Below are 11,892 nucleotides of genomic sequence, written 5' to 3'. Positions count from 1 at the left end.
TGCGCGGCGGTGGCCGGGACGCGTCTGGCTAGCCGTCCAGGCGCTGGGCCAGCAGTGCTTCGATGTCCCGGGCGGTGGCGTTAAGCCTGGCGATCGTGTCCCGTTGGATGGCCCGCAGGTATTCGGCATCGGACTCGCCGTCCTGCACCCAGTTCTCGTCGCCCGGTGAGTCCATCGCCTGGCGCGTGTTGGCGGTTGCCGTCCTGACGTTCTCCAGCATCGCGCGCAGCCGGTCCTCGGTGCTGGTGGTCTCGTTATCCATGGGTGTCCTCCCTGGTTGCGGTCCTGGTGTCGGCCTTTGTCCGGACCGTGGCGTGGGACGCCGGACTGGGAATCGCCGGACTGGGAATCACAGGGAGGCCAGGAGGCCGGCCGTCTTCTCCATGGCGCCCGGAACGAGCGAATAGTACGCCCAGGTGCCGCGCTTCTCGCGGTGCAGCAACCCGGCGTCGACCAGGATCTTGAGGTGGTGCGACACGGTGGGCTGCCCCAGATCCAGCGGTTCGGTGAGGTCGCAGACGCAGGATTCACCGGAGGCCTCGCCTTTGACGATGGAGAGCAGCCGCAGCCGGTTGGGATCGGCGAGGGCCTTGAAGACGAGGGCCTTTTGACGGGCATCCTCCGCACTGAGGACAGGCCGGGCGGACGGTGCACAGCAGGCCGCGTCGAGGGCCGGCTCAACAGTTTGCAGAGAATTCATGTGTCTATTATGCACACAGATTGACATTCATCGATATAGTCGGAAATACTTCATATCGACAAGCATCAATCTAAAGCTGAGCAGCACAGGAGTCCCGTGAGCACCCAGACCGACCCGTCGCCCATTCCAGGAGGCGAGATTGCCGTCGCCGGCAAACTCTCCACCCTGGACCGTTTCCTGCCGGTGTGGATCGTCGCCGCCATGGTCCTGGGGCTGCTCCTGGGCAGCTTCATCCCTGGCCTGAACACCGCCCTCGAGGCGGTCAAGGTCGGCGAAGTCTCGCTGCCGATCGCCGTCGGGCTGCTGGTGATGATGTACCCGGTGCTGGCCAAGGTCCGCTACGACCAGGCGCACCGCGTCGTCGGGGACCGCAAGCTCATGGTCACCTCACTGGTGCTGAACTGGGTGCTGGCCCCGGCATTCATGTTCGCGCTGGCCTGGATCTTCATCCCGGACCTGCCCGAGTACCGCACGGGCCTGATCATCGTGGGCCTCGCCCGGTGCATCGCCATGGTGATGATCTGGAACGACCTCGCCTGCGGTGACCGGGAAGCCGCCGCCGTGCTGGTGGCCATCAACTCCGTCTTCCAGGTCATCGCGTTCGGCGCGCTCGGCTGGTTCTACCTGCAGCTGCTGCCCTCCATGCTGGGGCTGCCGACCACCAGCGCGGACTTCTCCTTCTGGGCCATCACCGCCTCCGTCCTGGTGTTCCTGGGGATCCCGCTGCTGGCCGGGTTCCTCACCCGCACCGTCGGCGAAAAGGCCAGGGGCCGGGACTGGTACGAGAACACGTTCCTGCCCAGGCTGGGCCCGTGGGCGCTGTACGGCCTGCTCTTTACCATCACCCTGCTCTTCGCCCTGCAGGGCGGTACGATCACGTCCCGCCCGCTGGACGTCGTCCGGATCGCGGTGCCGCTGCTGGTCTACTTCCTGGTCGTCTTCGCCGCCGGCATGCTGATCGGCAAGTGGCTGGACCTCGGCTACGCCAAAACCACCACCCTGGCCTTCACCGCCGCGGGCAACAACTTCGAGCTCGCCATCGCCGTGGCGATCGGCACCTTCGGCGTCACTTCCGGCCAGGCCCTCGCCGGCGTCGTCGGCCCCTTGATCGAAGTCCCCGTCCTTGTTGCACTGGTTTACGTGGCCCTTTGGGCCCGGAAACGCTACTTCGCCGCCAGCCCCCTTTCCGTCTGACCTCGAGAATCTTCAGGAGAACCCCGATGAGCACCGAAACTGCCAAGAAACCCTCCGTTCTGTTCGTCTGCGTCCACAACGCCGGACGCTCCCAGATGGCCGCCGCCTTCCTCACCACCCTGTCCAAGGGCGCCATTGAGGTCCGCTCCGCCGGCTCCCAGCCCGCCGACAAGGTCAACCCGGCCGCCGTCGAGGCCATGGCCGAGCTCGGCATCGACATGTCCGCCGAGATCCCCAAGGTCCTCACCACCGAGGCCGTCAAGGAATCCGACGTCGTCATCACCATGGGCTGCGGCGACACGTGCCCGATCTTCCCGGGCAAGCGCTACGAGGACTGGGAACTCGAGGACCCCGCCGGCCAGGGCGTCGAGTCCGTCCGCCCCATCCGCGACGAGATCAAGGCCCGCATCGAGGACCTCATCGCATCCCTCACCCCCGCCGCCAAGTAGGAGCATCGCCATGACTGAACAGCTGATCATCATCGGATCCGGCCCCGCCGGCTACACCGCGGCGATCTACGCCGCCCGCGCCGGCCTGACGCCCCTCGTCATCGCCGGGGCAGTCACCGCGGGCGGCGCCCTGATGAACACCACCGAGGTGGAAAACTTCCCCGGCTTCCCCGCCGGCGTCCAAGGACCGGAGCTCATGGACGGCCTGCAGCAGCAGGCCGAGAAGTTCGGCGCGCAGGTGGTGTTCGACGACGTCACCGAAGTGACGCTCAACGGCCACCTCAAACGCGTGGTCACCGCAACCGGCGAGACCCACGAGGCGCCCGCCGTCATCCTCGCCACCGGCTCCGCCTACAAGGAACTCGGCCTGCCGGAGGAGAAGAAGTTCAGCGGCCACGGGCTCTCCTGGTGCGCCACCTGCGACGGGTTCTTCTTCCGCGACCAGGACATCATCGTCGTCGGCGGGGGAGACTCCGCCATGGAGGAGGCGACGTTCCTGACCCGGTTCGGGAAGACCGTCACCGTCGTGGTCCGCAAGGGCGAACTCCGAGCCTCCCGCATCATGGCCCAGCGCGCCAAGGACAACCCGAAGATCCGCTTCGCGTGGAACTCCGCCGTCACCGCCATCCACGGCGACGCCAAGGTCACCGGCATCACCCTGACCGACACCCGCACCGGTGACACCCGGGAGCTGGCCGCCACGGGCATCTTCGTTGCGATCGGCCATGTGCCGCGCACCGAGCTGCTGCACGGCCAGGTGGACCTCGACGCCGAGGGCTACATCAAGGTGGATTCACCCACCACCGTCACCAACCTCTCGGGCGTCTTCGCCTGTGGGGATGCCGTGGACCACCGCTACCGCCAGGCCATCACGGCCGCCGGCACCGGATGCGCCGCGGCCCTCGACGCCGAACGCTACCTCGCTGCGCTCGATGATGCCGACAGCATCGCAACCGCGCTCGTCGAGGAACCAACCCACTCCTGACCGAAGAGGACACCATGGCCGTAACCACCACCCTTCCCGTCGTTGTTATCGGGGCCGGCCCCGTCGGCCTCGCCGCCGCAGCGCACCTGCTGGAGCGCGGCCTGGAGCCGCTCATCCTCGAGGCCGGCCCGACGGCGGGCGCCGCCATCGAACAGTGGCGCCACATCCGCCTGTTCTCCCCGTGGCGGTACAACACGGACGCAGCCGCCGTCCGCCTGCTCGGCGCCACGGGCTGGGAATCACCTGAGCCGGCGGCGCTGCCCACCGGCGGCGAACTAATCGACGGCTACCTCACCGCGCTCGCCGCGCTCCCGGCGATCGCGTCCCGCCTGCACACCGGCGCCCGCGTCGTGGCAGTGACCCGGCAGGGCATGGATAAAACCCACAGCCGAAACCGCGACACCACACCCTTTGTGGTCCGGGTCGAACACGCCGACGGCAGGGTCCGCGAGTACCAGGCCGCCGGTGTCATCGACGCCTCCGGCACCTGGTCAACCCGCAACCCGCTCGGCACCTCAGGCCTGCCCGCCGTTGGCGAAATCGCCGCAGCTGACAGGATTTCCGCACCGCTGCCGGACGTCCTGGGCCGGGACCGCGGGACGTTCGGGGGCCGCACCGCGCTTGTGGTCGGCGCCGGCCACTCGGCCGCCAACACCCTGATCAACCTCGCCGAGCTTGCAGCCCAGGTGCCCGGGACGAAGATCGTCTGGGCGATCCGCGGCGCCTCCGCCGCCAAGGTCTACGGGGGAGGCGCAGCCGATGAGCTGGCCGCGCGCGGCCAGCTGGGCAGCCGGCTCCGCGCACTGGTTGAGAACGGGACCATCGATCTGCACACCGGATTCGGGATCGCCGCCCTCGCCGCGGCCGACGGACCTGTCACCCTGGCCTCCACCGACGGCCGCACCCTCGAGGCCGACGTCGTGGTCCCGGCCACCGGCTTCCGCCCCGACCTGGACATCCTCCGGGAACTCCGGCTGGACCTGGACCCGGCCGTGGAAGCCCCGCGTGAGCTCGGCCCGCTGATCGACCCCGAATTCCACTCCTGCGGCACCGTCGAGCCCCACGGGGCCAGGATGCTGGCCCACCCGGAGCAGGATTTCTACATCGTCGGCATGAAGTCCTACGGCCGGGCCCCGACCTTCCTGCTCGCCACCGGCTACGAGCAAGTCCGCTCCGTCGCCGCGGCGCTGGCCGGGGACCAGGAGGCGGCCGACACCGTCCAGCTCGAGCTTCCCGAGACCGGCGTCTGCTCCTCCGACGTCGGCAGCAGCTGCGGCGCCCCCGCGGCTGTACCGGCAGGGCTCGCCGCCGACACCTCCGGCGGCTGCTGCGGAGCACCCGAACCGGTCCTCGTCGGATTTCCCACCGGCCTGGCCCACGGCCGCTCCGGCGAAAACTGAGCTCCATTTCCCTCAGCGCAGGCATCACTGCCCACCAACCCCGACGCAGACAAGGCAGAATCACACGCATGACCCAGACCACGAAAAAGCCCAGCGTCCTGTTCGTCTGCAGCAAGAACGGCGGGAAGTCCCAGCTCGCCGCCGGACTGATGAACCAGCTCGCGAATGGGACCGTCACGGTGCACTCCGCCGGGACCAAACCCGGCACGTCGCTGAACCCCCAGTCCGTGGACTCGCTGGCAGAACTCGGCATCGACATCGCCGGCGAACACCCCAAACCCGTCACCGACGCAATACTGAAGGTGGTCGACGTCGTGATCGTCCTGGGCAACGAGGCAAGAGTCATAGCCACTGAGGGCAAGCGGCTCGAGGTCTGGGATACGGACGAGCCCTCCGAGCGCGGCATCGAAGGCATGGAACGCATGCGCCTGGTCCGGGACGACATCAAGGCCCGGGTCCAGACGCTGTATGCGGAGCTGACCGGGAACTGACCATGCCCGCGCCCGCGCCCACCCGGATCCTCGCTGCGGAGGGTGCACCGCGCGGCGGCCTCGCCGCGCTGTGCATCACCCAGACCACCGGGTGGGGCGTGCTCTACTACGCCCTGATCGCGGCGGTCCGCCCCATCAGCGAGGACACCGGCTGGGATCCGGCCCTCGTGACGGGAGCCTTTTCCGCCGGGCTGCTGGTCTCCGCAGCGGCCGGCATCCTCGTCGGCAGGATCCTCGACAGGACCGGGCCGCGCACGCTGATGATCGGCGGATCCCTCGTCGGAGTGCTGGCCCTGGTCCTGGTGGCGACGGCACCGAACCTGCCGGTGTTCTTTGCGGCGTGGCTTCTGGCCGGCACCGCGCAGGCCGCCGTGCTGTACCAGCCGGCTTTCACGGTGATCAGCCGCTGGTACGGACCCGCCCGCATCCGGCCCCTGACCGTCCTGACCCTCGTCGCCGGGTTCGCATCCACCATCTTCGCTCCCGCCACTGCTGCCCTGACGTCGGGGATCGGCTGGAGGGGTGCCTTCATCGTCCTCGCCGGGATGATGGGGATCATCACCGTTCCGCTGCACGCCCGGTACCTGAACCGGAACTGGGCCCCGGCCGCTCCCGGCGCTCCCGCGACAGACCACCGGGTGATGGTGCGGGCGGTCCGGCGCAGCCCGGAATTCCTCGGCCTGCAGGCGCTCATGGTCCTGCTCTGCCTTGGGCTCTACACCGTGACGCTGAACATCATTCCCGTGCTGATGGAAAAGGGAGCCGACTACACCACGGCTGCGCTCGGGCTCGGCCTCGTGGGCGCCGGACAGGTCGGCGGTCGTCTGCTGTTCGGCGCCATCCCGCCCGGCGCCCGGCTGCCGGCCATCGCCGGAACAGCAGCCTGCGCCGTCCTTCTGCTGGCGGTGGTGCCCGGCCCGGTCCCGGTCCTGGTCGCGGCCGGAATGCTCGCCGGTGCGGTCCGCGGGTGCCAGACCCTGCTGCAGGCCACGGTCGTTGGAGACCGCTGGGGAAGCCAGAACCTGGGCGCGCTGCAAGGCATCTTCGCGGCCCCGCTGACAGCTGTTACCGCCATCGCCCCGGCAGCCGGCCCCGCCATCGCAGCCTGGCTGGGCACCTACACCGCCATGGTGTACGCCATGGCGGCAGCGGCCGCTACGGCCGCCCTTCTCGCCGCTGCCCTCAGCCTGCGGGAGAACCGGCCGCCCCCGACCAGATGACGGACCTCAGGGATGTCCTTTGCATGGCGCGGGATGGGGAGGGGTGCCCATCGACACTTTTTCGGCGGGCAGGGTAGGTTCGAGGCAATGGACTTCCGGGAACAGCCGGGGGCCTTTGGGGGACGCCGGCAGGGCCCGGGTCCGTTCACTTTATTTGAGGAGATTTTCGAATGGCTATTTGGGGCGCAGACATTGCTCAGCTCAAGACTCTTGGGACGAAGCTGCAGGCGGGTTCGTCGGAGATCGACAAGCAGAAGTCGCTGCTGACCAAGGTGCTGGAGGGCACCGACTGGAAGGGCCCGGACGCGGACAAGTTCCGCAGCGAGTGGAACGGCCAGCACGTCGCCGCGCTGGCGAAGGTGTCCCAGGCGCTGCAGGAGGCCGGCAAGCACGCCAGCCGCAACGCCACCGAGCAGGAAAGCGCTTCCCGCTAGGCCCAGGATCGACAGCACACGGACCGGACGCAGCTCCGGGGTAGCTGTGGCCGTTGCAGCACCCGTCGATACACGGCGCTGCAGCGGCCACGGCCCGTCCCGGCCGCTGGTGCGGCCCGGGTCCGGGGGTGGCACGGCACCGGGTAATCCTGGCCGGACAATGTCGGCGATCTAAGGCAGGATAGGTCTGTGAGCACAGGGAACACTGCAGCAGACGCCGAAACACGAACCCCCTCCGAGGCCGTGCGCGAAGAGTACGAGGACCTCGTCGAGGAGGTCCGCAAGCACCGCTTCGCGTACTACCAGGAGGACGCGCCGATCATTTCGGACGCCGAGTTCGACGAACTCTACCGGCGGCTGGAAACGATCGAGGCCATGCATCCGGAACTCGTGGCCAACGATTCCCCGACCCAGGAGGTGGGCGGCGAAGTGTCCGCCGCCTTTGCCGCCGTCGAACATCTGCAGCGCATGTACAGCCTGGAGGACGTCTTTTCCCTCGAGGAGCTGGAAGCCTGGATTGCCAGGGCCGAGGCCAACATCGCCAAGCTCGGCAACGGGACGCCGGCCTGGCTCACCGAACTCAAGATCGACGGCCTCGCCGTCAACCTGTTCTACCGCGACGGCGTGCTGGTCCGGGCCGCCACCCGCGGCGACGGCACCACGGGGGAGGACATCACCCACAATGTCCTCACCATCAAGGAGATCCCGCAGCAGCTCAGCGGCAGCGGTTTCCCGGCCGAGATGGAGGTCCGCGGCGAGGTCTTCATCCCGTCCAAGGCCTTTGCTGAATTCAACGAGGCCCTGATCGAGGCCGGCAAGGCGCCGCTCGCCAACCCCCGCAACGCCGCCGCCGGCTCGCTGCGCCAGAAGGACCCGGCGGAAACCGCCAAACGCCCGCTGCGGATGTACGTGCACGGCATCGGCGCCCGGGAGGGACTGAAAACCACCAGCCAGTCGGACACCTACCGGCAGCTCGCCGAGTGGGGGCTGCCCACCAGCCCCTACTTCGAGGTCCTGCCCGGGCTCCAGGACGTGCTGGAATTCATCACCCGCTACGGCGACAAGCGCCACAGCCTCAGTCACGAAATCGACGGAATTGTAGTCAAGGTCGACGACTTCGCCACCCAGCGGGCCCTCGGCTACACCTCCCGGGTTCCGCGCTGGGCCGTCGCCTACAAATACCCGCCGGAGGAAGTCCACACCAAGCTGCTGGACATCGCGGTCAATGTCGGCCGCACCGGCCGCGTCACCCCGTATGGCGTGATGGAACCCGTCAAGGTCGCGGGCTCTACCGTGGAGATGGCCACCCTGCACAACCAGGAGGTGGTCAAGGCCAAGGGCGTCAAAATCGGCGACATCGTGGTGCTGCGCAAGGCTGGGGACGTCATCCCGGAAATCGTCGGGCCGGTCCTGGCGCTGCGCGAGCAGCAGGATCCGCCGGTCCGGGACTTTGTGATGCCCACCGAATGCCCCGCCTGCGGCACCCCGCTGGCGCCGGCCAAGGAGGGGGACGTGGACATCCGCTGCCCCAACTCCCGCTCCTGCCCCGCGCAGCTGCGCGAGCGGGTGTTCCACCTCGCCGGCCGCGGCGCCTTCGACATCGAGGCCCTGGGCTGGGAGGCCGCGATCGCCCTGACCCAGCCCGCCGAGCCGGAGACCCCGCCGCTGACCACCGAGGCGAACCTGTTCCGGCTGACACCCGCTGACCTCGCCGACGTCCGCATCCGGCGGGAAAAGCGGTCCAAGGGGGTCGCTACCGGCGAGTTCGAGCTGGTGCGGTACTTCTACAGCAAGGGCACCGCCAAGACGCCGTCCAAACCGACGGCCACCACGGAGAAGCTCTTCCGGGAGCTGGAGAAGGCCAAAACCCAGCCGCTCTGGCGCGTCCTGGTGGCGCTGTCCATCCGGCACGTCGGTCCGCGGGCCTCCCGTGCGCTCGCCACGGCGTTCGGCAGCATGGACGCCATCCGCCAGGCCTCCGAGGAGGAGCTCGCCCACGTCGACGGCGTCGGGCCGGTGATCGCCGCCGCACTGACCGAATGGTTCGCCGAGGACTGGCACCGCGAGATCGTGGACACCTGGGCTGCGGACGGCGTCCGGATGGAGGACGAACGTGACGAGTCCATGCCGCGGACCCTGGAGGGACTTTCGATCGTGGTGACCGGCAGCCTGGAGGGCTTCAGCCGGGACGAGGCGAAGGAAGCGATCCTGCTCCGCGGCGGCAAGGCGGCCGGCTCGGTCTCGAAGAAGACGGACTACGTTGTGGCCGGCGAGAACGCGGGAACCAAGCTGGACAAGGCCGAACAGCTGGGCGTGCCGGTGCTGGATGAGGACGGCTTCCGCGCACTGCTGGCCGACGGCCCGGCGGGCGGTTCCGCGGGCGGTTCCGCTGACTCGGCCGCGGAATCAAGTGACGGCGGGGACCGGGACGATGCCGGCGACGGCGCCCGTGAGGAAGCCGAAGAAGACCACCAGGAAGTTGTGACCGAATGAGCGCCAATGCCCTTGACCGCACCGCCGGTCTCCCCGCCGCGCTGCTGGAACTCGCCCAGCGGGCGGCAGCAGCCGGGGCTGCGGTCCTGGCCGGCCGGAACGCGGCAGAGCTCGACGTCAGCAACAAGGGCGACTCCGGGGACTGGGTCACAGCCTTCGACCTCGCAGCCGAAACCGCCGTCCGGGACGTTATCACCGCGGCGAGGCCCTTCGACACCATCACCGGTGAGGAGGGCGGCACTGTCCTTCCGGCCGCGCCCAGCGGCTACCGCTGGTCCATCGACCCGCTCGACGGGACCACCAACTTCATCCGCAACATCGTCTACTACGGCACGTCCGTGGCTGTGGCGGACCCCGACGGCGTCTGGCTGGCCGGCGTCGTCAACGCACCGGCCCTGGGCCGGAGGTACTACGCGCTCCGCGGGCAGGGCGCCTGGCTTGAGGAAGCGGGCCGGCTGACGTCGCTGTCCGGACCCGTCCCGGGGCGCACCGGGCAGATCCTGGCCACAGGGTTCAGCTACGACCCGGCCGTCCGGGCGGAACAGGCCGCCGGACTGGGCGGCATCATGGACGGCTTCGCCGACGTCCGCCGCCTCGGCTCCGCCGCCCTGGACCTCTGCCTCGTGGCGGACGGCACCCACGACGCCTACGGTGAACGCGGCCTGAATGAGCACGACTTCGCCGCGGGCGCGCTGATCGCGGAAGAGGCCGGCTGCTGGGTGCGCCGGCCGCGGCTGACCAGCCCGCTGGCCGGCGGCCCCTCCGACGACGAACGTCTCTCGGCCTGGACCTGCGCCGGGACCCTGGAGCTCTCGGGCAGGTTCCCGCTCTAGCACCGGCCGGTGCGGGCCGATCTGTACGGGCGGGCCCGTCCTGATAGTTCAGTCACGGAAACCGCCGTTCCGCGGTCCGTCACGCGTACCCGCCCGTAGCATGGATGGGTGCATCCCCAGATCATCATCCGCCCCGCAGTTCCGGCCGACTACGACGCGATTGCGCGTATCACCCGGGAGGCCTACCTGGCCGCCGGCTACTTCGAGAGCGCCGACCACCCCTACATGCGGCAGATCCAGGACGTGGCCCGGCGGGCCGCGAAGGCCACCATCTGGGTGGCGGAACGTGCGGGCCGCATCGTCGGCTCCGTGACCCTGGCCGTCGCCGGCGAACCCTACGCGGACATCGCCCGGAGCGATGAGCTGGAATTCCGGATGCTCGTGGTGGACCCGGCCGTCCAGCGCAGTGGCGCGGGCAAGGCCATGGTGCACGCCATCCTCGACCATGCCCGGTCGCTGCCCGGGATCCAGGCCGTGGCGCTGACCACCGGCCTGACCTGGGAAAGCGCCCACGGACTCTACCTGAAGACCGGCTTCCAGCGGGCCCCCGAGCGCGACTGGGTGGTGCCGGACACCGACATCAAGCTGCTGGTTTACCGCCAGGAGCTGTAAAGCCGCCGTCGGGTAGGGTGTGGGTCAACCTCAACGCTCAGCCACAGGCACCCTGGAGGAACCATGGCACCGCACATCCCCGGCTCTATCGACGGTAAACTCCTCGGTCTGTACCTCTCGGACCACCTCACCGGCTCCACCGCCGGCGTCTCCCGCATCCAGCGCATGGCCGAGGCCTTCGCAGACACCCCGGTGTCCGCCGACCTCGCCAGGGTCAGCGCCGAAATCACCCGGGAACGGGACATGCTCCGCGGCCTGATCCACGACCTCGGCCTGCGCCAGCGCCCGCACCGCCAGGCCGCCGCCTGGCTGGCCGAGCACGCCGGCCGGCTCAAGCTGAACGGGCGCATCGTCCGCCGGTCGCCGATGACCATGGTGCTGGAGGCCGAGCTGATGCGTGCCGCGGTCCTGGGCAAGCTCGGCGGCTGGCAGACCCTGGAAGAGCTGGCCCCGGAGCTCGGGCTCAACCCGGCCACCTTCACCGCCCTCGGCGACGAGGCCCGGTCCCAGATCGAGGCCCTGACCCGCGTCCACGAGCACGCCCGCCGCAACGCCTTCCGGACGAACCGGGACATCAGCAGCTGACCATGCCGCTCCGGTCCGACACATTTCCGGCGGTTTACCGGAGGCGCCTTCCGCCGCCCTAAAGTGGTCCCGACTCCACCCCACACTGCGAAAGGCACCTCCATGCGCAAGACATTCGGCACCGGTTCCGTCTGGGAACAGAAGGTCGGTTACTCCCGGGCGGTCCAGGTGGACAACACCCTCTACATCTCCGCCACCGCCGCCAGCGGCGAGAACGGCGTGGTCGGCGAGGACTTCTACACCCAGACCCGCTTCATCCTCGACAAGCTCGGCACCGTCCTGGCCGACGCCGGCTTCGACTACGCCGACGTCGTGCAGTCCAAGCTGTACCTGACGGACATCAGCCAGTGGGAGGAAGCCGGGCGCGCCCACGGCGAAGTCTTCGGCGAGATCCGCCCCAGCCTGGCCCTGGTCCACGTCCTGCCGTTCCTGGACCCCAAGATGCTGGTCGAAATCGAACTCGTGGCCCACAAGAGCACCAGCTAGCCGCAACCCA

14 protein-coding genes are annotated in these 11,892 nt (G+C 69.1%); 12 read left to right on the top strand and 2 right to left on the bottom strand.

Going from position 1 to position 11,892, the window contains the following annotated elements; translation table 11 throughout:
* Positions 1–28: 28 nt before the first annotated feature.
* The gene (locus AC1MFL_RS03575; RefSeq protein ID WP_479813494.1) at positions 29–262 is read right to left on the bottom strand and encodes a hypothetical protein; all 234 of its coding nucleotides are present in this window, start codon (positions 260–262) and stop codon (positions 29–31) included.
* An 87-nt stretch (positions 263–349) separates the two neighbouring features.
* Positions 350–700 carry an ArsR/SmtB family transcription factor gene (locus AC1MFL_RS03570; protein WP_301229209.1) on the bottom strand — a complete coding sequence of 117 codons (351 nt, stop codon included), beginning with the start codon at positions 698–700 and terminating at the stop codon, positions 350–352.
* Between the two features lie 96 nt (positions 701–796).
* On the opposite strand from AC1MFL_RS03570, the gene arsB reads away from it, so the two are divergent.
* The 12 genes from arsB to AC1MFL_RS03510 all read left to right on the top strand — a co-directional run bounded on the left by arsB (position 797) and on the right by AC1MFL_RS03510 (position 11,882).
* The gene (arsB, locus tag AC1MFL_RS03565) at positions 797–1,894 is read left to right on the top strand and encodes an ACR3 family arsenite efflux transporter (RefSeq protein WP_479813493.1); all 1,098 of its coding nucleotides are present in this window, start codon (positions 797–799) and stop codon (positions 1,892–1,894) included.
* 26 nt (positions 1,895–1,920) lie between these two features.
* A complete protein-coding gene (locus tag AC1MFL_RS03560; RefSeq protein WP_479813492.1) occupies positions 1,921–2,343 on the top strand; it encodes an arsenate reductase ArsC in 423 nt (140 codons plus the stop codon).
* A gap of 10 nt (positions 2,344–2,353) precedes the next feature.
* Positions 2,354–3,328, top strand: a complete 975-nt coding sequence (gene trxB / locus AC1MFL_RS03555; protein WP_479813491.1) for a thioredoxin-disulfide reductase — start codon at positions 2,354–2,356, stop codon at positions 3,326–3,328.
* A 14-nt stretch (positions 3,329–3,342) separates the two neighbouring features.
* Positions 3,343–4,728, top strand: coding sequence for an FAD-dependent oxidoreductase (locus AC1MFL_RS03550; RefSeq protein ID WP_479813490.1), 1,386 nt, complete (start codon positions 3,343–3,345; stop codon positions 4,726–4,728).
* A gap of 68 nt (positions 4,729–4,796) precedes the next feature.
* Complete coding sequence (locus AC1MFL_RS03545) at positions 4,797–5,219, top strand: arsenate-mycothiol transferase ArsC (protein ID WP_479813489.1); 423 nt, start codon at positions 4,797–4,799, stop codon at positions 5,217–5,219.
* A gap of 2 nt (positions 5,220–5,221) precedes the next feature.
* Positions 5,222–6,439, top strand: a complete 1,218-nt coding sequence (locus tag AC1MFL_RS03540; protein WP_479813488.1) for an MFS transporter — start codon at positions 5,222–5,224, stop codon at positions 6,437–6,439.
* A gap of 170 nt (positions 6,440–6,609) precedes the next feature.
* A complete protein-coding gene (locus AC1MFL_RS03535; protein WP_226761412.1) occupies positions 6,610–6,873 on the top strand; it encodes a hypothetical protein in 264 nt (87 codons plus the stop codon).
* Between the two features lie 189 nt (positions 6,874–7,062).
* On the top strand, positions 7,063–9,366 hold the full coding sequence (gene ligA, locus AC1MFL_RS03530) for an NAD-dependent DNA ligase LigA (protein WP_479813487.1): 2,304 nt from the start codon (positions 7,063–7,065) through the stop codon (positions 9,364–9,366).
* A complete protein-coding gene (locus AC1MFL_RS03525; RefSeq protein WP_479813486.1) occupies positions 9,363–10,199 on the top strand; it encodes an inositol monophosphatase family protein in 837 nt (278 codons plus the stop codon). Before ligA ends, AC1MFL_RS03525 begins: the two co-directional genes overlap by 4 nt.
* 108 nt (positions 10,200–10,307) lie before the next feature.
* Positions 10,308–10,811, top strand: coding sequence for a GNAT family N-acetyltransferase (locus AC1MFL_RS03520; protein ID WP_479813485.1), 504 nt, complete (start codon positions 10,308–10,310; stop codon positions 10,809–10,811).
* A 63-nt stretch (positions 10,812–10,874) separates the two neighbouring features.
* Complete coding sequence (locus AC1MFL_RS03515; protein WP_479813484.1) at positions 10,875–11,396, top strand: hypothetical protein; 522 nt, start codon at positions 10,875–10,877, stop codon at positions 11,394–11,396.
* Between the two features lie 102 nt (positions 11,397–11,498).
* Positions 11,499–11,882 carry a RidA family protein gene (locus tag AC1MFL_RS03510; RefSeq protein ID WP_479813483.1) on the top strand — a complete coding sequence of 128 codons (384 nt, stop codon included), beginning with the start codon at positions 11,499–11,501 and terminating at the stop codon, positions 11,880–11,882.
* Positions 11,883–11,892 lie beyond the last annotated feature (10 nt).

The sequence above is a fragment of the Arthrobacter sp. BG3 genome (genome assembly GCF_056680185.1).
The sequence above is the reverse complement of the archived record's forward strand: the minus strand, read 5'-3'. Positions and strand labels throughout refer to the sequence as shown.